Annotated in this window: 26 protein-coding genes; 15 read left to right on the forward strand and 11 right to left on the reverse strand. The window is 63.0% G+C overall.

Going from position 1 to position 25,663, the window contains the following annotated elements:
- Position 1: 1 nt before the first annotated feature.
- From QEN71_RS33845 to QEN71_RS33880, 8 genes are all read right to left on the reverse strand, one after another.
- Entirely contained in the window at positions 2-835 is an 834-nt protein-coding gene (locus QEN71_RS33845) for an ABC transporter substrate-binding protein (protein ID WP_201647504.1), read from the reverse strand.
- Between the two features lie 272 nt (positions 836-1,107).
- Positions 1,108-2,196 carry an alcohol dehydrogenase catalytic domain-containing protein gene (locus QEN71_RS33850; protein ID WP_201647506.1) on the reverse strand — a complete coding sequence of 363 codons (1,089 nt, stop codon included), beginning with the start codon at positions 2,194-2,196 and terminating at the stop codon, positions 1,108-1,110.
- Positions 2,197-2,281: 85 nt separating this feature from the next.
- Positions 2,282-3,322: an NAD(P)-dependent alcohol dehydrogenase gene (locus QEN71_RS33855; RefSeq protein WP_201647508.1), complete on the reverse strand. Its 1,041-nt coding sequence runs from the start codon at positions 3,320-3,322 to the stop codon at positions 2,282-2,284.
- 82 nt (positions 3,323-3,404) lie between these two features.
- Positions 3,405-4,151 (reverse strand): SDR family oxidoreductase, encoded by a 747-nt coding sequence (locus QEN71_RS33860; RefSeq protein WP_201647510.1) that lies wholly within the window; start codon positions 4,149-4,151, stop codon positions 3,405-3,407.
- An 8-nt stretch (positions 4,152-4,159) separates the two neighbouring features.
- Complete coding sequence (locus QEN71_RS33865) at positions 4,160-5,140, reverse strand: sugar-binding transcriptional regulator (protein ID WP_201647512.1); 981 nt, start codon at positions 5,138-5,140, stop codon at positions 4,160-4,162.
- A 49-nt stretch (positions 5,141-5,189) separates the two neighbouring features.
- A complete protein-coding gene (locus QEN71_RS33870; protein ID WP_201647514.1) occupies positions 5,190-6,086 on the reverse strand; it encodes a carbohydrate ABC transporter permease in 897 nt (298 codons plus the stop codon).
- A complete protein-coding gene (locus QEN71_RS33875; RefSeq protein WP_233471639.1) occupies positions 6,083-7,018 on the reverse strand; it encodes a carbohydrate ABC transporter permease in 936 nt (311 codons plus the stop codon). Before QEN71_RS33875 ends, QEN71_RS33870 begins: the two co-directional genes overlap by 4 nt.
- 25 nt (positions 7,019-7,043) lie before the next feature.
- On the reverse strand, positions 7,044-8,396 hold the full coding sequence (locus tag QEN71_RS33880) for an ABC transporter substrate-binding protein (protein WP_201647516.1): 1,353 nt from the start codon (positions 8,394-8,396) through the stop codon (positions 7,044-7,046).
- A gap of 272 nt (positions 8,397-8,668) precedes the next feature.
- Here QEN71_RS33880 and QEN71_RS33885 point away from each other — a divergent pair, with 272 nt between their 5' ends.
- Positions 8,669-9,793 (forward strand): ABC transporter ATP-binding protein, encoded by a 1,125-nt coding sequence (locus QEN71_RS33885; RefSeq protein ID WP_201647518.1) that lies wholly within the window; start codon positions 8,669-8,671, stop codon positions 9,791-9,793.
- A 14-nt stretch (positions 9,794-9,807) separates the two neighbouring features.
- On the opposite strand, the gene QEN71_RS33890 is transcribed toward QEN71_RS33885, so the two are convergent.
- From QEN71_RS33890 to QEN71_RS33900, 3 genes are all read right to left on the reverse strand, one after another.
- Positions 9,808-10,557, reverse strand: coding sequence for a hypothetical protein (locus tag QEN71_RS33890; RefSeq protein ID WP_201648089.1), 750 nt, complete (start codon positions 10,555-10,557; stop codon positions 9,808-9,810).
- A 62-nt stretch (positions 10,558-10,619) separates the two neighbouring features.
- Complete coding sequence (locus QEN71_RS33895; RefSeq protein WP_201648113.1) at positions 10,620-10,829, reverse strand: hypothetical protein; 210 nt, start codon at positions 10,827-10,829, stop codon at positions 10,620-10,622.
- A gap of 249 nt (positions 10,830-11,078) precedes the next feature.
- Positions 11,079-11,336, reverse strand: coding sequence for a hypothetical protein (locus tag QEN71_RS33900; protein ID WP_233471640.1), 258 nt, complete (start codon positions 11,334-11,336; stop codon positions 11,079-11,081).
- 326 nt (positions 11,337-11,662) lie between these two features.
- On the opposite strand from QEN71_RS33900, the gene QEN71_RS33905 reads away from it, so the two are divergent.
- From QEN71_RS33905 to folD, 14 genes are all read left to right on the forward strand, one after another.
- Positions 11,663-12,091: a hypothetical protein gene (locus QEN71_RS33905; RefSeq protein WP_201647522.1), complete on the forward strand. Its 429-nt coding sequence runs from the start codon at positions 11,663-11,665 to the stop codon at positions 12,089-12,091.
- Between the two features lie 57 nt (positions 12,092-12,148).
- A complete protein-coding gene (locus QEN71_RS33910; RefSeq protein WP_201647524.1) occupies positions 12,149-12,394 on the forward strand; it encodes a hypothetical protein in 246 nt (81 codons plus the stop codon).
- Between the two features lie 83 nt (positions 12,395-12,477).
- Positions 12,478-13,137, forward strand: coding sequence for a two-component system response regulator NarL (gene narL, locus QEN71_RS33915; protein WP_201647526.1), 660 nt, complete (start codon positions 12,478-12,480; stop codon positions 13,135-13,137).
- Between the two features lie 122 nt (positions 13,138-13,259).
- Complete coding sequence (locus QEN71_RS33920) at positions 13,260-13,901, forward strand: helix-turn-helix domain-containing protein (RefSeq protein WP_201647528.1); 642 nt, start codon at positions 13,260-13,262, stop codon at positions 13,899-13,901.
- 326 nt (positions 13,902-14,227) lie between these two features.
- Positions 14,228-15,091, forward strand: a complete 864-nt coding sequence (gene purU / locus QEN71_RS33925; RefSeq protein ID WP_201647530.1) for a formyltetrahydrofolate deformylase — start codon at positions 14,228-14,230, stop codon at positions 15,089-15,091.
- A 126-nt stretch (positions 15,092-15,217) separates the two neighbouring features.
- Positions 15,218-16,405, forward strand: a complete 1,188-nt coding sequence (locus QEN71_RS33930; RefSeq protein ID WP_233471641.1) for an FAD-dependent oxidoreductase — start codon at positions 15,218-15,220, stop codon at positions 16,403-16,405.
- Positions 16,406-16,419: 14 nt separating this feature from the next.
- Positions 16,420-16,677: a sarcosine oxidase subunit delta gene (locus tag QEN71_RS33935; RefSeq protein WP_201647534.1), complete on the forward strand. Its 258-nt coding sequence runs from the start codon at positions 16,420-16,422 to the stop codon at positions 16,675-16,677.
- A complete protein-coding gene (locus QEN71_RS33940; RefSeq protein WP_201647536.1) occupies positions 16,678-19,644 on the forward strand; it encodes a glycine cleavage T C-terminal barrel domain-containing protein in 2,967 nt (988 codons plus the stop codon).
- The gene (locus QEN71_RS33945; RefSeq protein ID WP_201647537.1) at positions 19,641-20,300 is read left to right on the forward strand and encodes a hypothetical protein; all 660 of its coding nucleotides are present in this window, start codon (positions 19,641-19,643) and stop codon (positions 20,298-20,300) included. Before QEN71_RS33940 ends, QEN71_RS33945 begins: the two co-directional genes overlap by 4 nt.
- Before the next feature lie 95 nt (positions 20,301-20,395).
- Positions 20,396-21,724: a type III glutamate--ammonia ligase gene (gene glnT / locus QEN71_RS33950; RefSeq protein WP_201647539.1), complete on the forward strand. Its 1,329-nt coding sequence runs from the start codon at positions 20,396-20,398 to the stop codon at positions 21,722-21,724.
- A gap of 49 nt (positions 21,725-21,773) precedes the next feature.
- Complete coding sequence (locus tag QEN71_RS33955) at positions 21,774-22,682, forward strand: class II glutamine amidotransferase domain-containing protein (protein WP_201647541.1); 909 nt, start codon at positions 21,774-21,776, stop codon at positions 22,680-22,682.
- A complete protein-coding gene (locus tag QEN71_RS33960; RefSeq protein ID WP_201647543.1) occupies positions 22,670-23,368 on the forward strand; it encodes a GltB/FmdC/FwdC-like GXGXG domain-containing protein in 699 nt (232 codons plus the stop codon). The genes QEN71_RS33955 and QEN71_RS33960 overlap by 13 nt, the downstream gene beginning before the upstream one ends.
- 14 nt (positions 23,369-23,382) lie before the next feature.
- Positions 23,383-24,750, forward strand: a complete 1,368-nt coding sequence (locus tag QEN71_RS33965) for an FMN-binding glutamate synthase family protein (RefSeq protein ID WP_201647545.1) — start codon at positions 23,383-23,385, stop codon at positions 24,748-24,750.
- Positions 24,747-25,646: a bifunctional methylenetetrahydrofolate dehydrogenase/methenyltetrahydrofolate cyclohydrolase FolD gene (folD, locus tag QEN71_RS33970; protein ID WP_201647547.1), complete on the forward strand. Its 900-nt coding sequence runs from the start codon at positions 24,747-24,749 to the stop codon at positions 25,644-25,646. The genes QEN71_RS33965 and folD overlap by 4 nt, the downstream gene beginning before the upstream one ends.
- Positions 25,647-25,663 lie beyond the last annotated feature (17 nt).

The following is a 25,663-nucleotide window of genomic DNA, read 5'->3' on the forward strand; positions in this document are numbered from 1 at the left end:
TTCAGAACTGCGGGTTGAGCGGATAGCGGGGCGGCGTGCCGAACCACTTCGTGTACAGCTGCGCGTTCTGCTTCGATGCGTTGATGTTGAACAGGAACAGGTTCAGGTAGTTGAGCCAGACCTGATCGCCCGACTTCACACCGAACGCGTTGTATTCGAGCGGCACGAGGGCTTCGTTGGTGACGGTCAGTTCGGGGTCCAGCTTCGCCTGATAGGCGAGGAAGTTGTTGTCCTCGATCATAGCGTCGGCCTGGCCCTGCTTGACGGCGAGAATCGCGGCTTCCGAGCTGTCGAATTCCTGGATCTTCACGGGGATGCCCAGCGCGCGCACTTCGTCGCCGTTCGTCGAGCCCTTGACGGTCGCGATCGTATGGCCCGACATGTCCTTCACCGACTGAATGCCGCTGCTCTTCTTGACGAGCAGCGCCTCGCTCGCGACGACGTACGGCGTCGTGAACGCGATTTCCTTCGCACGTTCGAGGTTGCGCGTGAAGTTGCAGAAGACCACGTCGACCTTGGCGGTCTGCAGATTCGGAATGCGGTTTGCGCTCGTCGTGTTGACCATTTCGAGCTTCACGCCCATCTGTTTCGCGAGTTCTTTCGCAAGGTCGACGTCGTAGCCGTCCGGTTGTCCGGCCTTGTCGTAGAAGCCGAATGGCGCGAAGGTCAGACAGTCGCCGACACGCAGCGTGCCGCGTTGCAGGACGGCCTGCAGGGTCGAGCCCGTCGCGGCATCCTGGCCTGTCGTCGCGACCTTGGTGCAACCGGTGAGTGCCAGCAGGCCGACTACGGCGGACAAACAGGCGAACCTTACGCTTTCTTTGAACAGTCTCATTTTCGACCCTGTGAAAGGAATCCCATGCTGGACGGAACTCGCGACCGTAACGGTTTTAAGGCTGCACGCAGGCGTGCAAACCGGCAGATCGCGCACCTCGCTGTGTGTCCGGTATATCGGAATCGAATCCGGCACAGCAGATGCGACCCAGTGTTTCATGGAAAAAAACGGATGACAAGCGGGTATACGCGCGCCTTCAATGTCGATTGAAGGCGCGGCGAAAGTTGAAGAAGGACAGGTATGAAGGGAGTAGAGCGGAGAGTGTGGCGCGATCAGCGCGGCTTCATCAACACCTTGATCGAGTCCAGCGAATTCGCGACCCTGATCGCCTCGTCCCATTCTTCGAGCGAGAAGCCATGCGTGACGATGCCTTTCGACGTGACGAGCCCACGCGCGAGCAGATCGATCGCAATCGGATAGCAATATGGGCCGAGATGCGCGCCGCGCACGTCGAGTTCCTTTCGATCGCCGATGATCGACCAGTCCGTCGTCGTGTCGCTGCCGAACACCGAAAACTCCACGAAGCGTCCGAGCTTCCTGATGAGATCGAGCCCTTGCGTGACGCCCGAAGGCGAGCCGGTCGTCTCGATGTACACGTCGCAGCCATACTGATCCGTCAATGACTTCACGATAGCGAGCGCGTCGTCCTGCTTCGGATTGATCGTCACGTCCGCGCCGTATTCGCGCGCCAGTGCGAGACGTTCGTCGACGAGATCGATGACGACGAGTTTCTTCGGCGTCTTCAGATGCGCGACCTGCACCATCATCAGACCCAGTGGCCCCGCGCCTGCAATCACGACGACGTCGTCAAGCTGGATGTCGCCGCGGTTCACGGTGTGAATGGAACACGCCAGCGGTTCGATGATGGCGGCATCTTCCAGCGACACACCCAACGGAATCTTGTGCACGATCGCTGTGGGCGGAAAGCGCATGTACTCGGCCATGCCGCCATCGGCGACTTCGCGCTGGAAGCCGAAGATGTTGTGTACCTCGCACATCCAGTACTGGCCCGATCGGCAATAACGGCACTTCTCGCATGGCACGATCTGCTCGGCGATCACGCGATCACCCTGTTGCACGCCGAAATGTTCGGCGGCGCCTTCGCCGAGCTCTTCCACGTAACCGAAGAACTCGTGACCGGGAATGACGGGCGCCTTGACCCACGGGTTCGGGCCGCCCCAGAACATCTTCGCGCCCGACCAGCATTTGCAGTCGCTCGCGCAAATGCCGCAGGCGGCGATACGTATCACGAGTTCGTTGCGCCCGGCGCGCGGCCGCGCGACCTGCTCGACGCGATAATCCTTCGGTGCGCGGCAGACGATCGCCGTCATCTGTGACGCTGCTGGTTCGGTGGCGCTCATGATCGACCTCGCCTTCATTGTGTTGCGAGTCTTTCGGGGCGAAGCGCGCGGGCGCTTCGCCGGCCTGTTTGCCTGTTCCTGCTTGCTATTCCTGTTCCAATACGATCTGCACTTTCACGTCGGTCGGCTTGCCGCTCGCCGCTTCTTCGAATGCCTTGATGCCGTCCGCGAAGGCGAACGAACGCGAGATGAACGGCTTGACGTCGATGCGGCCCGACGCGATCAACTGGATCGCGCGCGGGAAAATATTCGCGTAGCGGAACACGGACTCGACGCGCGCTTCCTTGATCTGCAACGCGACGACATCGAGCGGCACAGGATGCTGCGGCATGCCGACGAGCACGAGACAGCCACCGGGGCAGAGCAGATCGACGATGCCGTCGAACGCCTTCTCGCTGCCGCTCGCTTCGAACACGATGTTGGCGCCCCAGTCGTCGGTCACGCGCTTCACGACGTCGCGCACAGGCGTTTCGCGGATATTCACGGCCGTCACGCCCGGCGTGCCGCCGATCAGTTCGAGCTTCTCCGGCACCATGTCGCAGACGATCACGCGGCTGCAACCGCCCGCGAGCGCCGCGAGCACGCACATCATGCCGATCGTGCCCGCGCCCAATACGACGGCCACATCGCCCGGCTTGATGGCCGCCTTCTTCGCGGCCTGAAGCCCGATCGACAGCGGCTCGACGATCGCGCCTTCTGCAAAACTCACGTTGTCCGGCAGCTTGTAGGTAAACGCGGCAGGATGAACGACGAATGGCGCGAGGCAGCCGTGCACGGGCGGCGTGGCCCAGAAGCGCACTTTCGGATCGAGGTTGTAGTAGCCCTCGCGCGACGCGCGCGATTCCATGTCGGGCACGCCGGGCTCCATGCAGACGCGGTCGCCGGGTTTCAGATGCTGCACTTCATCACCGACCTGCACGACGGTGCCCGCCGCTTCATGGCCGAGCACCATCGGCTCGTTGACGACGAATGGTCCGATGCGTCCATGCTGATAGTAGTGAATATCGCTGCCGCAGATGCCGACCGTATGGATGCGGATGCGCACGTCGCGCGGGCCGACCGTCTGCGGCAGGCTGAACGGCCGCAGGCTGATGCGCTGTGTGCCTTCGAGTACCAGTGCGTCCATCTTCATTCCTTTCGCAAGAGATGTTGAGCTGCCGAATTCGATCTGTTTTTCAGTCTCTCTGACTGCGCGCGCCGCCGCGCGCTCAACCTGCCTGGAAGCCACCATCCACGGCGAGGCTGACGCCGCTCACCATCGCGGCGTCGTCGCTGAGCAGGTACGCAATCGTGCGCGCCGCTTCGAGCGGCTGCACGAAGCGGTTGAGCGGAATGCGCGCGAGCATCGGCGCGGATTTCGCGGGATCGCTCCACGCTTTCTCGGCCATCGGCGTCAGCGTGACGACCGGGTTGACCGTGTTCACGCGGATGCCATGCGGCCCGAGTTCGACGGCCATCACGCGCGTGAGTCCGTCAAGCGCGGCTTTCGACGCGCAATAGGCGGCATGCAGCGGCAAGCCGACCGTCGCCGACAGGCTCGACACGTTGACGATGGAGCCATGTACGCCGCGCGCGATCATGCTGCGCGCGCATTGCTGCGCGACGATCATCGCGGCCTTTACGTTGACGGCCATGAGCGCGTCGAAGGCTTCGACGGTCGTGTCCAGAAACGGCTGTAATTCGACGATGCCCGCGCAATTGACGAGCAGGTCGACGGGCTGCGCGGCCTCGGCGGCCTTGAGCGTGGCGACGGGATCGGCGAGATTCACGCAGACTGTTTCGCAGCCGGTTTCTTCGGCGAGCGTGTGCAGATCGTCGGCCGTGCGGCTCAGTGCGATGACGCGCGCGCCGCGCTGCGCCAGAAGCTGCACGGTGGCGCGTCCAATGCCTTTGCCCGCGCCCGTGACGAGCGCGGTCTTGCTTTCGAATTCGCGATTGCGATCGGGCGTGAACATCGCGGCTCCTAGGGTTCCTCGCACAGACGGCGTGCCGTATCTTCGTCCGTCACGAGCACGGATGCATAGCGGCCGCGCAACGCGGCGCGCGTCACGTGAAATTTCTTCGCGCCGCCTGAAACGAGCACCACGTCGTCGATCTTGCGCAGATCGTCGAGCGAAATTGCGACCGTGCGGCGATTCAACGGATGATCGATCGGCTCGCCGTTCGCATCCATGAAATGGCCGAGCATGTCGCCGACGGCGCCTGCCTTGCGCAAGGTCCGCAGATCATCGGGCTTCGAAATCCCGTACGTGACCACCAGCGATTCCGTCAGGTCGCCGCAGGTCAGCAGCGCGACGTCGGCATTGCGCGCGAGTTCGTAGGTGGAGCGGACAGTCTCTTCCTGCAGGATCATGTCGCGCGCTTTCTGGCTCCCGACATAGATGGGCGCGGCGAACAGATAGCCGTCCGCATGACAGAGGTTCGCGAAATCGGAGACGATATCGAACGTGTTGATGCTCGGGCAATGCGACAGCCCGCCTTGCAGCGACACGGCGTTGATCGCGCCGTACGAGCGTTGCGGCATCGCGCGCAGCACCGCGCGGATCGTGCGCCCCCAGCCGATGCCGATCGTGCCGCCCGGCTCGATGTGTTTCGCGAGACAACCCGCTGCGCCGATGCCGAGCGCCGTCATGTTCGCTTCGGGATTCGCGCCCGTCGGCACGACGACGGCGGATTCGAGTTCGAAGCGTTCGGCGAGCTGTTCTTCGAGCGCGATGCACGGCGCGATCTTGCTGTTGATCGTGATCTGCACGAGGCCCGATTCGCGGCTCGCCGCGAGCAGCCGGTTCACGCGCACGCGGTTACTGCCGATACGATGCGCGATCTCCTGCTGCGTCAGATTGCCGATGTAGTAATGCCACGCGACGCGCGCCTGCAACTCCTCTTCGGCGTCGATCGCGGTGTCGGGTTCGGACAGCATCACGGGTGGGGCGGTCTTGTTCATGTACGGTCTTGTGTTTCGGTGAAAAGCAACGCGCCGTTATACCAGAGCGTTACTTCACCGCGCCCATCGTCAGCCCTTGCACGAGCCGGCCCGAAACGAGCAACGCGAACACCACCATCGGCAGCACGATCAGCGTGCCTGTCGCCATGATTTCGCCCCACGGCAGTTCATAGCCGCTCATGTAGCTGGTGGCCGCGACGGGCGACGTGATCGCGTCCGTGCGCGTCAGCACCAGCGCGTAGAGCAGGTCGTTCCACGAGAAGATGAAGGCGAAGATCGCCGACACGACGATGCCCGGCATCGCGAGCGGCAGATTGATACGCCAGAAGATCCGCCACGGCGACGCACCATCGAGCCGCGCCGCTTCGTCGAGTTCGACGGGAATGTTGCGGAACTGGTCCGTGCAGATCCAGATGACGATAGGCAGCGAGAACGTGATGTAGAGCAGGATCAGCACGATATGCGTATCGACGATATCGAGCTTCGTCGCGATCAGGAAGAACGGTACGGCGAGCACGACAGGGCTCACCATGCGGTTCGAGATGAACCAGAACCACAGGTCTTCCTTGCCGCGAAATTCGTAGCGCGCGAGGGCGTAGGCGGCGGGCGTGCCGAGCAGAATCGACAGGACGGTCGTGCTGCTGGCGATGATCAGCGAATTGATCAGACTGCCGCCCACTTCATGCGTGAAGAGCGCTTCCGCGTAATGCGCGAAGGTCGGTTTGAAGAGCCACACGGGCGGATAAGCGAGTGCCTGCGCCTGGCTCTTGAGGCTCGTCGTCACCATCCAGTAGAACGGAAACACGGACGACAGGAACACCACCAGCAGGCCGAGGAAATGCCATGCGGTCGCGTTGCGCCGCGCGGTGCGTGCGCGTCGGGCACGCGCCGTCAGTGTGCCGTTGCCGGTGAGCGCGGCTGAGGGTTGCGTCGAAGGTGCGTTCACGCAGCCTCCCGATAAACGAAGCGGATATAGAGCCGCGACAGCACGATGGTCAGGATCAGCAACAGGATTGCCTGTGCCGACGCCATGCCCTGATCGAACAGACGGAAACCGACGCGCTGGATGTACACGCTGATGAACTCCGTCGCGGTGCCAGGACCGCCGCGCGTCATCGTGAAGACGGCGTCGAACATCTTGAGCATGTCGGCGGAACGCAGAATCAGGATCGCGGTGAGGCCGGGCAGCAGATAAGGCCTCTGCAGATGCCACAGAATCTTGCTCCACCTCGGCGTTTCGAGGCGCGCGGCTTCTTCGGCTTCTTTCGGCACCATCGTCAGGCCGGCGAGCAGAATGAGCGCGCAGAACGGCGTCCATTGCCAGATGTCCATGATCATCACCGACACGAAAGCGAGCGTCGGATCGGCGAGCCAGTCTTGCGGCGGCATGCCGAAAAAGCCGGCGATGTAGTTCGCCACACCGAACTGCCGGTTGAAAATGAGCCGGCCGATCAGTCCCACCACGGCATACGTGGTCGCCATCGGAATCACGAGACTGACGCGCGCGACGGCGCGCATCCACGGCAACGTCGTGCGATGGAGCATCAGCGCGGCGAACAGTCCGAGCGCGACTTCGATCGGCAGCGTGACGCACAGAAACAGCGCCGTGCGTCCGAGCGCGCCCCAGAACGACGGGTCCGTGAGCGTCGCCGTGTAGTTGTCGAACCAGATGAACGGCGTGCCCGACGCCAGATCCGCGAGCTTGTACTGATGAAACGAGTTGTACAACGCCAGCAGCAGCGGATAAATGCCAATGGCCGCCAGCGTGAAGATCGCGGGAATCAGAAACCAGAACGCGGCCGAGCCAGGCAGACGGACCCGCGAGCGGGGCCGTCCTCGTGTCACGCCGTTGTCCGGTTGCACGGTGCCGTTCAACATCGGTTCTCCTGTCAATGCGAGGCCGTTACTTGAGCAAAGGCTTCTTGCCGCTGTAGTAGCCCGCCTTGTTGAGGATTTCTTCCGTCTTCGAGCCGATGGTCTGCGCGCCGTCCTTCACCGACACCTGGCCGAGCATGATCTTCGTGCCCCATTCGCCGATCACTTCGGAAACAGCCGGCCATTCCGGGAAGCGCGGACGATAATCCGGCACGCCGCCTTGCCACGATTCGACCATCGGCTTCACGAACGGATACTTGTCCTGCACAGCCTTGTCCTGATACACGGCTGTGCGCGCGGGCACGCCGCCCGCTTCGAGATACGGCTTGGCCATCTCTTCGGACGTGATCCACTGGATGAAGAGCCACGCGGCCGCCTGCTTCTTCGCATTCGACTTCGCGTTGACGGCCAGCGAGAATCCGCCCAGCGCGGGCTTCAGTCCCGCCGGTCCCTTCGGTTCCGTGGTGATTGCGAGGCAGTTGCCGATCTTCGATTTACTCGGATCGGTGAGCGTCGGATAGAACGCGGACCATTCGGTGATCATCGCGACCTGTCCTTGCGCGAGCGCGTTTACGGCTTCCGCGTGATCGAAGTCGACGATGCCGGGCGGCATGTATTTCATCAGTTTTTGCCGGTATTCGAGGCCCGCCTGCGATTGCGGCGACATCAGATTCGACTTGAACTTGGCGTCGAGCAGCGAACCGCCGTTCGGCCACAGCACGCGCATGAAGCTATCCGCCGACTGCGTTTCGCCGCGCCGCGACTGCAACGCGAAAGCGAACTGGTTCTTGCTGGGCTGCGTGAGTTTCGGCGCATACGTGTTCAGCAGTTCGTCCCAGGTCTTCGGCGGCTCGTTGAAGCCCGCATCCTTCAGCATGCACTTGTTGTAGAACATCAGGCCCGAGTAGTTATCGAACGGCAGGCCGTACGTGACCTTGTCCCACGAGCCGAACGAGTCGAGCAGGATCGGGAAAAAGCCGGGCAGATTCAGCTTCGGATCGGCGAGCTTGGGGTTGTCCGTGAACGTCTTGATCGGCACGAGCCACTTGTTGCTCGCGAATTCGCCGATCCACACGACGTCGACGAGCACCACGTCCTGATCGCCGCCGCCCACGAAGTTGAGCACTTCCTTTTCGCGGGTGTTCTCGTACGGAATCACTTCCCACTTGACGTTGATGCCCGTTTCTTTTTCGAACTGCGGAATCAGTTTTTGCGCGGCCTTGTAGCCGGGGCGATCGAGAAAGATCGCCTTGATCGTAGTGCCCGAATACGGCTGCGCGGCCTCTTTCAATGTCCACGCACCCGCATTGGCAGCGCAGAGCAGCGACGCCGCGGCAATCGAGAACGCAATGGCGGTGGGCTGCAAAAAGCGCTTCTTCATCGTTCGTCTCCTTGATTGTTCTTGAGCTATCGATAGATTCCGCGGCGCGCATTCCGGCTTCAGCGACCCGGCATGAACGCGTGCAAAGGGTAAGGCGTGCCCTCGTCGTTTCACTTGTAATTTGCATTTTACAAATGTATATTTTGGCGCACACCTGTTGTCAAGAAGAAAATCGTCAAGTTCTGCATGGTGCGTCGCGACAGCGTGCCCGAGCGGCCTGCTGCGCGATGTCGTGCACCCGTCACGGAGCAAGACATGGGCAGGAGACACGCATGAGTGCCGTACATCTGCAGCAGATCCGCAAAGCGTTCGCAGGTACCGAGGTGCTGAAGGGCGTCGATATCGACGTGAAAGAACACGAATTTCTCGTGTTCGTCGGGCCGTCGGGTTGCGGGAAATCCACGCTGTTGCGCAGCATTGCCGGACTCGAGCGGATCGATTCAGGTCACGTCGTGATAGAAGGCGAAGACGTGACGGAACTGGAGCCGTCGCAGCGCGGCGTCGCGATGGTGTTCCAGTCTTATGCGCTGTATCCGCATATGTCGGTGTACGAGAACATTGCATTCGGGCTGCGCATGATCAAATTGCCCGAAGCGCAGATCAAGGAGCGCGTGCATCGCGCGGCGGAGATTCTTCAGATCGGGCAATTGCTGGAGCGGCGGCCGCGCGCGCTGTCGGGCGGGCAGCGGCAGCGCGTGGCGATCGGGCGCTCGATCGTGCGCGAACCGAAAGTGTTTCTGTTCGACGAGCCGCTGTCGAATCTCGACGCCGCATTACGCGTGCAGATGCGTCTCGAACTGATCAAACTGCACAAGCAGCTCAACGCCACGATGATCTACGTCACGCACGACCAGACGGAAGCGATGACGATGGCCGATCGCATCGTGGTACTCAATTATGGTCAGGTGGAACAGATCGGTTCGCCGCTGGAGTTGTATCGCACGCCGCGCAATCGCTTTGTCGCGGGTTTTATCGGCTCGCCGAAGATGAATTTTCTCGATGTGCTTGTGCAGAAGAAAGACGCACAGCGCCTGACGATCGAACTGCCTGGCGGCGCGCCGCTCGACGTGCCGTGCAATGGCGATGGCGTCGAAGCGGGGCAGACGCTTGTGCTCGGCATTCGGCCCGAGCATTTCATCGAATCGGCGAATGGGAATGCGGATAGCGCGCTGACGGGCGAGGTGATGGTCATCGAGCATCTGGGCAGCGAAACGTTGCTGCATGTGCGTCTCGCGGATGAGCGCGTGATTCAGGTCAAGGGTTCAGGCGAATCGACTGCGGAGGAAGGACAGCGTCTGCAGGCGGGGTTTTCGGTGCGGCATGTGCATCTGTTTCGGGAGGATGGGTTGGCGCTTGAGCCGGGGTCGGTTGTTCGTGAGGAGTTGCGGGTGGGTTGAGCGTTCCGCTCACCTCAAGCATCGCCGGCTGCCTTGTGGGATACACGCTTGTCGAAACCATTTCGCAGCTGACCTGCCGCGAAAGCAGTGGCAATCAGCAACAGATACGCAATCAGGAAATCATGCCGCCAACCGTCCAGCGCGGCTCGATACTGGACCAGACTCGCATCAGGTACAAGCCCGGCTAGATTGGCGGCGATAATCGCACGCTTCATCTGGAAGAACCCCGCCGCTGACAGCAGGGGCAAAGTAACAAACACAGCTATCAGCACGCGTTTTGCCCGATATACGGGCGCATAGCCGCGCAAACCGAGCCACAATCCGAGGCAACCGTGCACCCAGCCCGGCGCAAGCAGTGCGATCTGCAGGCCTTGCGTCCCACTGAGGAGCAGCGACACGATCACCCGTTCGTAGTTCGGTTCGAATCCATAGAGCGAAGCAGCGAGCCGGGTTCCGACCGCATGGCGGATCAACAGCAGCGGCAGGCTCAGGCCCGCCCAGAGGCGGACCCACTCGCTTAACGGCAGCGCCCAGTGACGTCGGTTGTAAATGGTGCGTAACGCCAGGGCAAAATGCACGCCGACCGAACCGTAGAGCAGGATCGTGCCTGGCACGCTGTGCCACATCAGCATCGCCAGCATGAGTCCGCGCTCGGCGAGATGCAGCGACCAGATTCCGAGCGCGTGATTGACCAGATGAAGTGAAATGTATGCCAGCAGCACGATGCCCGAACCTCGCTGCATGGCATGTGGATTCAACCGCATCTCAATCCCCTTGATACCCGTTTCCGCAAATATTGCATCGCCACCGATGAGTTTCAGGGACGTCAACGACGCCTTTGGTGAGAGAAGGCGATCTCCTCGTCGTCGCGATCGCTTCGCGTGACGTTTTCACTCGCCGTCACCATGCGTAACGCGTTGGCAAACTGCTCGAACGCTGCGAGCGAGCCGCAGACGCTGTGGTATTCCTCGCGGCCGATCCTGCCGTCGAGAATCACCGTCATGCCTGATTCACGGGCCATTTCCAGGAGGTTCATCGCAAGTCTCCGGTTTCGTCGAGTCTTGCTGTGTATGACCGACAACCGTGCGGCTCTATTCCAGGGATCGTCACTCACCGTAGCGCATACGCAAAAAAAAAGCCTCGACTTCCTGAACAAGTCGAGGCTACAAACATCGCCACACTGACCGACCGTCGCGGAGACAGCCCATCTCCGACGGTTGATGACGATGACCCTTGGTTCCCGATGAACCCACCGGCATCCGATAACGCGGCAGTTCAACCGTATTCAGGCGATCTCATCGGCATGGATCTTCGAGGCTGTGCGCTGCCGCTGTCTGCTGCGGTCCACGGCCTGGCCGAGAATGCGTTCGATGTCCGTGGCCGTCAGCGACGAAGCAACCTTCTCGGCATAGTCATGATGAGCTTGCGTGAGCGGTGCTGCCAGGTCTCTCGCGTCCATGTATCGCAGCAGAGCAACGTGTCTGTGTCCATGCCGGATGCTGCGGTCATACAGCGCCAGTGCCGCCGTCGCGTCGCGCTTCATACGGACATTCGCGTTCAGGCCTCGCGTCTCGGATCGTCTCATCTCGAATGGCCACTATGGTGAATACGTCGGAACACAGTGTCTGTTCAGGCCACGAATATGGCAATGCGCACGGGGAGATACCACCTGGTGGGTAGTTCGCCATGCGTGCCATGACCCGGAGACTTCGCGATGTCGCTGGATCGACTGGTTCGCCCGGCCGACTCATCCACACGCACACCGTCCACTACCCCCAAAGAGGGAGCCCCCTCTGGCGGATTGCAAGGCATCGCGGACCGACCATACTGGAGTCACGAATCGTCAATGCGTTGCAGCGGAGCAGCATCATGAAGAGCCGAAATTTCCTGACCCATCAGCAGATTTTCGATCACGCAGTCGAGCATCTTTTCGGGCAGGGCCGCGCCGCGCTGCTTCCGCACGGAGGCGGCGCCTATCGCGGCTACTGCGGCGGGTGTCCCGTCGGCAGCTTCATCCGGCCGCGCGATTACATGACGGCAATGGAAGGCGTGCCCGTCCGTTACATCGGCAACAACGCGTCGGATGCGATCCCTGCATATATGGACGTCGGCATCGCGGCGCTCAGAAAGGCGCTGCTGCGCGCCAACATCAACGTCTACGATCCCGTGACGATCGAGTTGCTCAGCTGTCTGCAGAACGTGCACGACGTGTTCGGCAAGTGGGAGTGGCGCGAACGGCTTCATTCGATCGCGCGGCAGTTCGCGCTGTCGTCAGAGCTGGTGAAGGCGGCAGCGTGATGGCCGCATTTGCGTGCATTCGACGTGTTTCAGGAACGGGTGTGTGAGGGGACGATCATGAACAGCCATCAGCAGACGTTGCGCCAACTCATCGAGAAATGGTTGTCGCCGACTCCGGCAAATCCCGTTCGCGTGACGCGTTTCAGCCGCACGCGCGACAGCAACCGGCGCTACGTGTGCGTGGAAGTGGCGCGTCCCGCGTGCCCCGTCGCCATCGTGTTCTTCCGGCACGGCGACGGCGTGTGGCGCGTGTTTCCGCCCGATCGCGAGCGTCCGGCGATGGCCTGCCCGAAAGCCGCATGACAGGTACAGCGCCGCGGGGATTGGCCTATGATGAAAGCATCGGCGGGTCGTCTGCCAGCCGATACAGGTATGAGGATTCGGACGTGGAGCCTGTCAATACCGTACTGCTTATCGACGATCACGCGCTGTTCCGCAAGGGCGTCGCACAGCTGATCCAGATGAACCCCGAGTTTCGCGTCGTAGGGGAGGCTTCGTCGGGGCGCGTGGGCGTCGACCTCGCGGTTCGGCTCAAGCCGGACGTCGTGCTGATCGATCTGAACATGCCGGACATGAACGGGATCGAAACGCTCGAAATGATGCGCGAACATGGCGTCGATGCCCGCTTCCTGATGTTGACGGTTTCGGACAACGAACGCGACGTGGTCGCCGCGCTGCGCGCCGGCGCAAGCGGCTATCTGCTGAAGGACATGGAGCCGGAAGAATTGTGCCTCAATCTGCAGAAGGCGCTGCAGGGCACGGCCGTGCTCAGCGAGGCCGTGACGGGCAAACTCTTTCACGCGCTGTCGGCCGGGCAGCCGCTGCCCGCCAATCAGTCGAACCTTTCCGCGCGCGAGCAGGAAGTGCTCGACTATCTCGTCGAAGGGATGTGCAACAAGGAGATTGCGCGCAAGCTCGACATCAGCGTCGGAACCGTCAAGGTTCACGTCAAGCATCTGCTGCATAAGCTCGATCTGCATTCGCGGGTCGAAGCCGTCGTGTGGCATCACGAGCATCTCGCGCGCCGCAATCCGCCGGGTGCGTGAGCGCGCGCGGCGGGTGCACGTCGTCTTCCCGATTCGCCACTGGTACTATTCGCTCTACGGTACGCCGCGCGCAGCGGCGGCACCGTCATCCAATTGCCGATAGCCACGTGTAGAGCCAAGCGATGAAGAGCGAAAAAGAACCCGACCTGACCACCCAGCTGGAAGAAACGGGCGACGGAAGATCGATTGAGTCGTTCCTCGGCAAGGTCGTCAAGGAGCACCGCACGAACCAGGGTCTCACGATCGCCGACCTTGCCGAGCAAAGCGGTCTGTCGCGCAGCATGGTGTCGAAGATCGAGAACGGCCAGGTGTCGACCAGTCTCGATTCGATCGTGAGCCTTGCGCGCGCATTGGGCATTTCCATTTCCGCGCTGTTCAAGAACTTCGAGCACAGCGAAGGCAACGCGCAGCACGTGAAGGCCGGCAAGGGCATGGAGGTCGTGCGGCGGGGGACCACCAAGGGGCATACCTATCATCTGCTCGCGTACGATCAGGGGCCCGTCAAGCTGTTCGAGCCGTTCCTCATCACGATGGACGACGAGGCCGAAGTGTTCCCCACCTTCGAACATCCCGGCACTGAGTTCATCTATATGCTCCAGGGCAAGATGGAGTATCGCCACGGCAATCGCAGCTATCTGCTGCAACCGGGCGATGCGCTGACCTTCCGCGGCTCGGTCGCGCACGGTCCCGAGCGTCTGATCAAGCTTCCCATCCGCTTCATCACCGTCATCATGTACGGCCAGTCGCCCGAACTGGATACCTGAACGCCCTGCGCCCGTCACGCTGACGGGCGCAACCTGTTTCCCCCTCTCCCGATACGCCAGCCGTTCCACTGGAACGCACGCTGCGCGCCTTCACTCGTCTCTCCGCAGCCATCCTGCCTCGAACAGCCACACGTTCGGAATACCTACGCAGCTAGTGCCGATGCGCGCGGGCGTACGCGTCTGGCGATACTCCCGCGTGGGTAGTTCGGCAAACACGAAAGTCGTACGGGTGTTTCCTGACAGGAAAAAAAGTTGATTCACATTGACACCCGGATTTGGCCTGGCTACTGTTGTGCTCAATGATTCCTCTTCGAATCGACTACACCATGTCCTCCAATACGCACCGCTTCACGCTGACTCTGTCCTGTCCCGACCGCATCGGCATCGTGTCGGCTGTAAGCACGTTCCTTGCCGAGCATCGCGGGTGGATCATCGAGGCCACTCATCACGCGGACGAAGTCGAGAAGCGCTTCTTCATGCGCCACGAGATCGTGGCCGACTCGCTGCCGTTCGGCATCGGCGGCTTTCGCGAGCGCTTCGCTCACATCGCGAAGGAGTTCGCGATGGACTGGAAGATCTCCGACAACTCGGTGAAGAAGCGCGTCGTCATCCTCGTGTCGAAGCTCGAACACTGTCTCTACGATCTGCTGGCGCGCTGGAAAGCGGGCGAGCTGGACATCGAGATTCCGTGCGTGATCTCGAACCACGAGACCTGGCGCAGCTTCGTCGAGTGGCACGGCATTCCGTTCCATTACGTGCCCGTCACGCCCGACAACAAGGCGCAGGCCTACGACCAGGTGCAGCGCCTGTTCGAAGACGCGCGCGCCGACACGATGGTGCTCGCGCGCTACATGCAGGTGCTGTCGCCGAAGCTGTGCGCGGACTATCCCGGCCGGATCATCAACATCCATCATTCGTTCCTGCCGAGTTTCGTCGGCGCGAAGCCGTATCACCAGGCTTATGGCCGGGGCGTGAAGCTGACAGGCGCCACGTGCCACTACGTGACGGAAGAACTCGATCAGGGGCCGATCATCGAGCAGGATGTGATTCGCGTGAGTCACTCGGACCGGCCCGACGATCTCGTGCGCCTTGGCCGCGACATCGAGAAGACCGTGTTGGCAAGAGGCTTGCGTTATCACATCGAGGACCGCGTGCTGATTCACGGCAACAAGACCATCGTGTTGCGCTGACACGCGAGCCGCTTCCCCCACCCGAACACGTCGCACAGCCGCCCCGCGCGGGGCTGGATAAAGGAGTGTTTTATGCCTTGGCGTCTCGTCCGCTTCGCTCTCTCGAAGAAACATCCGGAACCGAGGATGTTCACGAGACACGACACTTTGCGTCGTTCATATGACGTTGTGATCATCGGCGCGGGCGGCCACGGTCTTGCGTCCGCCTACTATCTCGCGAAAGAGCACGGCATCACGAACGTCGCCGTGCTGGAGAAGGGGTATATCGGAGGAGGTAATACCGGGCGTAACACCACGATCATCCGCTCGAACTATCTGACGCCCGAAGGCGTGCAGTTCTACGACGAGTCGGTGAAGCTGTGGCAGGACCTGTCGCAGGACTTCGATCTCAACCTGTTCTATTCGACGCGCGGGCACTACACGCTCGCTCACACCGATTCGGCGATGCGCACGATGCGCTGGCGCGCCGAGGTCAACAAGCACTACGGGGTGGACTCGGAAGTCGTGGGTCCGAACGAGGTGAAGAAGGCCGCACCGATGATCGACATCTCGTGTGGCGGCGTCGCGCCCATCATGGGCGCGCTGTATCACGCACCGGGCGCCGTCGCGCGGCACGATGCCGTTGCGTGGGGTTACGGACGCGGCGCCGATCAGCGCGGCGTCGAGATCCATCAGCAGACGGAAGTGCTCGGTATCGACGTGGTGGGCGGCAAGGTCAAGGGCGTGAAAACGTCACGCGGCTACATCTCGACGAACAAGGTGCTGTGCGCCGTGGCGGGCTCGACGCCGCGCTTGACGGATATGGTCGGCGTGCGCACGCCCATCTTCATTCATCCGCTGCAGGCGATGGTGAGCGAGCCGCTCAAGCCGTGGCTCGATCCCATTCTCGTGTCGGGCAGCCTGCACGTGTACATCAGCCAGTCGGCGCGCGGCGAACTCGTGATGGGCGCATCGCTCGATCCGTACGAACTGCACTCGACCCGCTCGACGCTCGATTTCGTCGAAGGGCTCACCGCGCACATGCTCGAAATGTTCCCGTTCCTGTCGCAGGCGAAGGTGATGCGGCAATGGGCGGGGATGGCCGACATGACGCCGGACTTCGCGCCGATCATGGGCAAGACGCCCGTCGAAGGTTTCTATCTCGATGCAGGCTGGGGCACATGGGGCTTCAAGGCCACGCCCGTGTGCGGCAAGACGATGTCCCACACGGTCGCGAACGACGCCACGCATCCGCTGATCGAGGGCTTCTCGCTCGACCGTTTCCGCCAGTTCTCGCTCACAGGCGAGAAGGGCGCGGCATCCGTCGGTCACTGACCTGGAGAATCACGATGAAGATCATGACCTGTCCGGTGAATGGCGCGCGGCCGGTATCGGAATTCGCATACTGGGGCGAGCTTCGCCCGATGCCCGACCCGGAGACGGCCAGCGACGCGCAATGGGCCGACTACGTGTTCTGCCGCAACGGCGCAGCGGGCGTCAAGCAGGAATGGTGGTGCCACACGCCGAGCAACACGTGGTTCATCGCCGAACGCGATACCGCGAAAGATCTCGTGCTGCGCACGTGGCTCGCGAGCGGGGAGGCCTGAATGCGTCTCACACCTCATCGCGGCGAATGGATCGAGCGCAACACGCGCATCGACTTCTCATACGAAGGCAGGCAATACGCGGGCCTCGCGGGCGACACGATCACGAGCGCGCTGTGGGCGTCGGACGTGCGCGTGCTCGGCCGCAGCTTCAAGTATCACCGGCCGCGCGGCGTGCTCTCGCTCGCCAATCACGATGTCAACGTGATGCTTCAGGACGGCGCGCGGCTGAACGTGCGCGCCGACGTGACGGCACTGACGGCGGGCTGCAACTGGCATTCCGTGAATACGTTCGGCGGCGTCGAAGCGGATCGCGCGCGGATCGTCGGCAAGATGTCGGCGTTCCTGCCTGTCGGCTTTTACTACAAGGCGTTTTATAGCAAGCGCTGGTTCCCGCGCTGGGAACGCATGTTCCGCGCGATGACGGGTCTCGGCACGGTCGACTTCAACGCGCCGCATATCCGCACGCCGAAGCGCTACGGTTTCTGCGACGTGCTCGTGATCGGCGCGGGGCCTTCGGGCCTGTCGGCGGCGCTGGCGGCCGCGGATGCGGGCGCGGATGTCGTCGTCGCCGATGAGAACGCACGCATCGGCGGCAGCGGCGGCTATCAGTTGGGCGGCGACGAGCAGCGCTTCGACGCGAGCCGCACGCTGGAAATGCGCGTGCTTGCGCATCCGCGTATCCGCGTGATGACGAACACGCTCGCGGCAGCCTATTACGCGGATCTGTGGGTGCCGCTGGTGGACACGAAGCGCATCACGAAGATGCGCGCGAAAGCGGTGATCGTCGCGAGCGGCGCGTTCGAGCAGCCCGCCGTGTTTCGCAACAACGATCTGCCCGGCGTGATGCTGGCGTCGGCGGCGCAACGGCTCGCTTATCGCTATGCCGTCGCGCCCGGCAAGCGCGCCGTGGTGCTGGCTGCGAATGCCGACGGCTATCGCGCGGCGCTCGACATGCTCGCGCGCGGCATCGAAGTCATGGCCGTGGTCGATCTGCGCGCATCGCACACTAGCGGCGATCTCGAACGCGACGTCAGAGCGAAAGGCGTCGACGTGCTGGCGTCGAGCTGTGTCGTCGAGGCCGTGGCGGACAAGACGGGCGGGCGGCTCGCGGGCGTGCGCGTCGGTGCGTTCTCGATGCAGAGCGGCTTGCGCGAATCGACGTCGAACACGCGCCTGATCGAATGCGACACGCTGCTGATGAGCGTCGGCTGGGCGCCTGCCGCGAATCTGCTGTATCAGGCAGGCACGAAGATGCACTTCGATCACGGCGTCGAGCAGTTCGTGCCGGAGCAGCTGCCGCCCGGTGTGTTCGCGTGCGGCCGCGTCAACGGCGTGTACACGCTCGGCCACAAGTTGCAGGACGGCGAGCGCGCCGGCATGCAGGCCGCGGCGCACTGCGGTCTGGGCCCGGACGGCGAGGTCAGCGCGATGCAGACGCGCATCGAGGAACGCGAATCGCCGTCGCATCCGTGGCCGATCGTCGGCCATACGTCGGGCAAGAATTTCGTCGATTTCGACGAAGACCTGCAACTGAAGGATTTCGAAAACGCCGTGCAGGAAGGCTTCGACAACATCGAACTGCTGAAGCGTTTTTCGACCAACGGCATGGGCCCGAGCCAGGGCAAGCATTCGAACATGAACGGCTTGCGCATCCTCGCGCGGCTGACGGGCAAGGAGCCGCAGCAGGTCGGCACGACGACGGCGCGGCCGTTCTTCCATCCCGTGCCGATGTCGCATCTCGCCGGACGTGGCTTCAACCCGGAACGGCGCACGCCGCTGCATGCACAGCACCAGTTGCTGAACGCAGTGTGGATGCCGGCGGGCGTCTGGCAGCGTCCCGAGTATTACGCGATCGCGGGCAAGGCGCGCGCGACGTGCATCGAAGAAGAAGCGCTCGCCGTGCGCAACGGCGTGGGCATCATCGACGTGGGCACGCTCGGCAAGATCGAAGTGCGCGGACCGCAGGCCGCCGAGTTTCTCGAGCGCGTGTACGTGTCGAAGTACGCGGGCCTGAAGGCGGGCATGACGCGCTACGCGGTGATGTGCGACGAGTCCGGTGTCGTGATCGACGACGGCGTGATCGCGCGTCTCGCCGACGATCACTTCTACTTCACGACCACGACGTCGGGCGCGGCCGCCATCTATCGCGAGCTGTCCCGCCTCAACACGATCTGGCAGCTCGACTGCGGCATCGTCAACGTGACAGGCGCATTCGCCGCCGTGAATCTGGCGGGACCGGCGTCGCGCGCGGTGCTCAGCAAGCTCGTCGATCTCGATCTGTCGTCTACAGCCTTTCCGTATCTCGGCGTGCGCGTGACGGGCGTCGCGCTCGGGCAGAACCGCGTGCCCGCGCGTCTGATGCGAGTGGGTTTCGTCGGCGAATGGGGTTACGAAATCCATATTCCCGCCGAGTACGGCGCGGCGCTCTGGCGCGCGCTGCTCGAAACGGGCAAGGAGTACGGCGTGCGGCCGTTCGGCGTCGAAGCGCAGCGTCTGCTGCGGCTGGAGAAAGGTCACGTGATCGTGAGCCAGGACACCGACGGTCTGACGACGCCGCGCGACGCCGGCATGGCCTGGGCCGTGAAGATGGACAAGCCGTTCTTCGTCGGCAAGCGCAGTTTGCAGATCATCGACAAGGCGCCGGCCAAACAGTGTCTCGTCGGCTTCGCGCTCGATGCAGGTGTACGCGACAGCACTCTGCGCGAGTGTCATCTCGTGATCGAAGGTGGCGAGATCGCGGGGCGCGTCACGAGCGTCGCGTGGAGCGCGACGCTGCAAAAGACCATCGGCCTCGCGTTCGTGCGTCCCGCGCAGGCCGAGCCCGGCTCCCGCATCACATTCCGTTCGGGCGGCGGCCGCATGGTGTCCGCGACCGTCGTCCCGACACCGTTCTACGACCCTGAGAGCGAGCGTCAGAAAGACGCCGTAACGATACAAGCTGCTGCGCCGAGGAAGGAGACAGCATGAACGCGCCACTTCGAATGAGCCCGGTGTGCGATGCATGGAAAGCGCCCAGCCTGCGATCGGGCGTGCGCGAAGGCATGCGCGTCGAGGAGCAGGTCGATGCCGCCGACAGCATGCGCGCCGCGACGCTCGGCATCGCCGATGTGTCCTTCCTGTCTCGCACCGGCTTCAAGGGCAAGGGCGCGGCAGCGTGGCTGCAGGCGCAGGACATTCCCGTGCCGGAACTGCCGAACAGCTGGGCGCCGCTTGCGGGCGGCGGCGCGGTGCTGCGGCTCGGCATTTCCGAGTACCTGATCGAAGACGGTCTTACGCAAGGCAGTTCGGCAACGGTGGCGCATCTCGATACGCCCGTGCATGTGTATCCCGTGCTGCATCAGGATGTCGCGCTCGTGTTGTGCGGCGACGCCGTGCAAGAGCTGCTGCTGCAAACCTGCAACGTCAATTTCGCCGCGCTGGATCTGGCGGCCCGGCCAGTCGTGCTGACTTCGATGGCGGGCGTCGCCGTCACCGTCATGCCGGGCATCCGGGCAGGCAGGCCTTACTACCGGATCTGGGCCGACGGCACCTATGGCCTGTATCTGTGGGAATGCCTTGCCGGCATCGCCCGGGAGCTGGGCGGCGGCCCTGTTGGAGTCGCCGCAATCACGGATATCGACTAGCCGGCTATCCGGCAGTGAGCAAGCAGTCGACGCGGGCGCGATGACGGGCCGGCGTTTTTCGAAACCCTGGACTTATCACGTTTGAGGACATTCACATGACCCCCGAAGACGCCCGGAAGTTTCTCAAAGACAACGAGGTGAAGTACATCCTTGCGCAGTTCGTCGACATTCACGGAGTCGCGAAGACGAAGTCCGTGCCCGCCGCGCACCTCGACAGCATCCTCACGGCAGGCGCCGGTTTCGCTGGCTTCGCCGTGTGGGGACTCGGTATCGATCCGCAAGGGCCCGACTTCATGGCTGTCGGCGATATCAATACCCTGCAGCTGGTGCCCTGGCAGCCGGGCTATGCGCGCGTCGTCTGCGACGGGCATGTGAAGCGCGAGCCCTGGCCGTTCGAAAGCCGCGTGACGCTGAAGAAGCAGGTCAGCCGCCTCGAAGATCGCGGCTGGATTCTGAACACGGGTCTCGAGCCGGAATTCTCGCTGCTGCGCAAAGGCCCCGATGGCGCGATCGTGCCGTGCGATCACACCGACGCACTGCCCAAGCCGTGCTACGACTACAAGGGCCTGTCGCGTTCGCGCGTGTTCCTCGAAAAGCTGACGGATGCGCTGATCAAGGCGGGCATCGACGTCTATCAGATCGATCACGAAGACGCGAACGGCCAGTTCGAAATCAACTACACGTACACCGATTGCCTGAAGTCCTGCGATCACTACGTGTTCTTCAAGATGGCGGCCGCGGAGATCGCGAACGAACTGGGACTCGTCTGCTCGTTCATGCCGAAGCCGTTCGCGAATCGCCCCGGCAACGGCATGCACATGCACATGTCGATTTCCGACGGCAAGAAGAACCTGTTCGCCGACGATCACGACGAGAACGGCCTCGGCCTGTCGAAGCTCGCGTATCACTGGACGGCGGGGATTCTCAAGCACGCGGCCGCGCTCACGGCGATCTGCGCGCCGACCGTCAATTCGTACAAGCGCCTCGTGGTCGGACGTTCGCTCACGGGCGCGACGTGGGCGCCCGCGTATGTCAGCTATGGCGACAACAACCGTTCGTCGATGGTGCGCATTCCCGGCGGGCGGATCGAACTGCGCCTGCCCGACGCGGCATGCAACGCGTACCTCGCGACAGCGGCGGTGATCGCGGCGGGTCTCGATGGTGTCGAGAACCGGCTGGAGCCCGGCAAGCCATGCAACGCCAATCTCTACGAGATGTCGCCCGAACAGCTCAAGGAAAACGGCATCAGCATCCTGCCGCAAAACCTCGAAGCCGCGTTGTGCGCGCTGGAACGCGACGAAGTGATGCTCGAAGCGCTCGGACCGGCAGGCGGCGAATTCCTGCGTCTGAAGCACATGGAGTGGATCGAGTACATGCGCCATGTGTCGGACTGGGAACAGAAGACCTACCTCGAATTTTTCTGATCGAAAAACCGAACAGCTTTCCGCTTGATAAGAGCGCGAGGAGATAACGATGTGTGGAATTGTCGGACTACTCGTCAAGAAGCCGGCGTTGCGTGAACGGCTCGGCGAATTGATGGTGCCCATGTTGCTGGGCATGACGGAGCGCGGCCCCGACTCGGCCGGACTTGCCGTGTTCACGGAGCCCGTCGCCGACGGCGTGCGCAAGATCAGCCTGTACTCGGGTCTGACGGAAGAGGGCGCCGACTTCAACTGGCAGGGCCTCGTGCACGAACTGAACCAGCATCTCGGCGCGAAGGCGTCGGTGCAGGTCAAGGACAACCACGCCGTGCTGAGCGTGGCCATCGACGCCGAGACCGTCAAGCACTGGATTCGCGAAACACATCCGGGGCTGCACGTGCTGTCGACGGGCCGCATGATCGACCTCTACAAGGACACGGGCACGCCCGGCCAGGTCGCCGACCGCTACGCGTTCAGCGGACTGACGGGCACGCATCTGGTCGGCCACACGCGGATGGCGACGGAGTCCGCCGTGACGCCCGACCGTGCGCACCCGTTCACGGCAGGCGAAGACTTCTGCCTCGTGCACAACGGCTCGCTGTCGAATCCGAACGGCGTGCGGCGCATGCTGGAACCGCACGGCATCCGCTTCGATACCGACAACGACACGGAAGCCGCATGCCGCTTCCTCGAATACCGGCTGCGCGAAGGCGACGATCTCGAAGTCGCGCTGCAAAAGGGCTTCGAGCAGCTCGACGGCTTCTACACGTTCCTGATGGGCACGCCCGACAAGCTCGCGCTGATCCGCGATCCGTTCGCCTGCAAGCCGGCCGTGGTGGCCGAGACGGACGATCTCGTCGCGATCGCTTCCGAGTTCCGCTCGCTCGCGCATCTGCCCGACATCAAGCACGCGCGCGTTTTCGAACCGGCACCTGAGGAGATGTACGTATGGACAGTGTGAACTTCGACCTGACGTCCGCCTCGGTGACGGACGTGAACGGCTTCCTGCACCGCGAGGCCGCGAAAGCGGGCACGCGCCGCGTGCTGATCTCGAATCCCGATGGCGCGCACAACATCGCGGTGGGGATCGATCTTCCCATCGACGTCGAGATCGACGGCCACGCGGGCTACTACGCGGCCGGCATGAACAAGGAAGCGAAGGTGACGATCTCGGGCAGCGCCAGCACGGGCGTGGCCGAGAACATGATGAGCGGACGCGTGCACGTAAAAGGCTTCGCGTCCAACGCGGCGGGCGCGTCGGCGCATGGCGGGCTGCTCGTCATCGAAGGCGATGCGGGTCTGCGTTGCGGCATCTCGCTCAAAGGCGCGGACATCGTGGTGAAGGGATCGGTCGGCAGCTTCTCGGCGTTCATGGCGCAGGCGGGGCGGATCGTGATCTGCGGCGATGCCGGCGATGCGCTCGGCGATTCGCTGTACGAAGCGGTGATCTATGTGCGCGGCAAGGTCAAGTCGCTCGGCGCCGACGCGCGCGAAGAGCCGATGCAGCCCGCCGACGTGGAAGCCGTTGCGCAGTTGCTGCGCGCGGCGGGGCCGGCCTTCGCGGAGATCGATCCCAAGGAATTCAGACGCATTGCATCGGCCCGCTCGCTGTATCACTGGAATGCCGACGCGAATCAGGAATATTGAACCGGGGAGCCGTCATGGAAATCAAGCCCGTACACATGAAACACATCGCCACTGAAGAGTCCTGGGGCTTCGACCGCAAGACCATCGACTACATCCAGAACGCCGCGGCCCACGGACTGTACGAGATCCGCGGCCTCGGCGCGAAGCGGCGCGTGCCGCATTTCGACGACCTGCTGTTTCTCGGCGCGTCGCTGTCACGTTATCCGCTCGAAGGCTACCGCGAGAAATGCGTGACGAAGACCGTGCTCGGCACGCGCTTCGCGAAGAAGCCGATCGAACTTGCCATTCCCATCACCGTCGCGGGCATGAGCTTCGGCGCGCTGTCGGCGAACGTGAAGGAGTCGCTCGGCCGCGCGGCCACGGAACTCGGCACGTCGACCACGACGGGCGACGGCGGCATGACGCCGGAAGAGCGACGCTCGTCGAAGACGCTCGTGTATCAATGCCTGCCGTCGCGCTACGGCTTCAATCCCGATGACGTGCGCAAGGCCGACGCGATCGAAGTCGTGATCGGGCAGGGCGCGAAACCGGGCGGCGGCGGCATGCTGCTCGGCCAGAAGATTTCGCCGCGCGTCGCGAAGATGCGCACGCTGCCGGAAGGTATCGACCAGCGTTCAGCGTCGCGCCATCCCGACTGGACGGGCCCCGACGATCTGCAGATCAAGATTCTCGAACTGCGCGAGATAACCGACTGGCAGACGCCGATCTACGTGAAGGTCGGCGCGACGCGCACGTTCAACGACGTCAAGCTCGCGGTGCATGCGGGCGCGGACGTGATCGTGGTCGACGGCATGCAGGGCGGCACGGCGGCGACGCAGACCTGTTTCATCGAGAACGTCGGCATTCCGACGCTCGCCGCGCTGCGCCAGGCCGTCGACGCGCTCGAAGACCTGAACATGAAAGGCCAGGTGCAGCTGATCATTTCGGGCGGCATCCGCAGCGGCGCCGACGTCGCGAAGGCGCTGGCAATGGGTGCCGATGCCGTGGCGATCGGCCAGGGCGTGCTGGTGTCGCTGGGCTGCAATAGCGGCTCGTATATCGACAACGGCCAGCATGTGCCCGCGCTCGACGACTACGCGCGCCTCGGCACTGCGCCGGGCTTCTGCCATCACTGCCACACGGGCAAGTGCCCCGTCGGCATCACGACGCAGGACGCGGTGCTGCAGGAGCGCCTGAAGCCCGATGTCGGCGCGCAGCGTCTGAAGAACTATCTGAAGACGGTGAACATGGAGCTGACGACGATTGCGCGTGCATGCGGCAAGCAGAACGTCCATCATCTGGAGCCGGAAGACCTCGTTGCGCTGACCGTCGAAGCGGCCGCGATGGCGCGCGTGCCGCTTGCCGGGACCAACTGGATTCCTGGCTTGAACGGCGCACGATGACCGCGCAACTGATCGATGGCCGGCATCTCGCGCGGCGTCTGCGCGCGCGCTTTCGCGAGCGCGTCGCAGCACTGTCCGCGCGCGGTGTCGTGCCGGGTCTCGCCGTGGTGCTGGTCGGCGACAATCCCGCGTCCGAACTGTACGTCGCGAACAAGGTGAAAGCCTGTGCGGAGAGCGGCGTGCGCTCGTTCATGCACCGCTTTCATGCGGACTGCCGCGAGACGGAACTCCTCGACCGCATCGCCGCGCTCAACGTCGAGCGCGGCACGCACGGCATTCTGGTGCAATTGCCGTTGCCGCCGCAGATCAATGCGCGGCGCGTGCTGGAGAGCATCGTCGTCGACAAGGACGTGGATGGTTTTCATCTGTACAACGTCGGCGCGCTGGTGGTCGGCAATTCGATCTTTCCGCCTTGCACGCCATACGGAGTTCAGTTGCTGCTGGAAACTACGGGCATCGACGTGGCGGGCAAGAACGTCGTGGTGGTCGGCGCGAGCAATATCGTCGGCAAGCCGATGGCGCTGATGCTGTTGCAGCGGGAAGCGACCGTCACGGTGTGTCACGTGAAGACACGCGACCTCGCGCAGCACACGATCCATGCCGACATCCTCGTCGTCGCCGCAGGCAAGCCGGGGCTCATCAAGGCGGAGATGGTCAAGGAAGGCGCGATCGTGATCGACGTCGGCATCAATCGCATGGCGGATGGGCGGATCGTCGGCGATGTCGATTTCGAGCCCGTGCGCGAGCGGGCGTCGTGGATCACGCCGGTGCCGGGCGGCGTCGGACCGATGACGGTCACGATGCTGATCGAGAACACACTGCGTTCCGCCGAGCGTTTCGCAAACGGCGAAGCGTTTCATCCGCCGCAGCCTTTCTGGCAGGTGCCGGCAGGCTAGGACAAGCATCGTTGCAG

The sequence above is a fragment of the Paraburkholderia sabiae genome, assembly GCF_030412785.1.
Classification (GTDB): Bacteria; Pseudomonadota; Gammaproteobacteria; order Burkholderiales; family Burkholderiaceae; genus Paraburkholderia; species Paraburkholderia sabiae.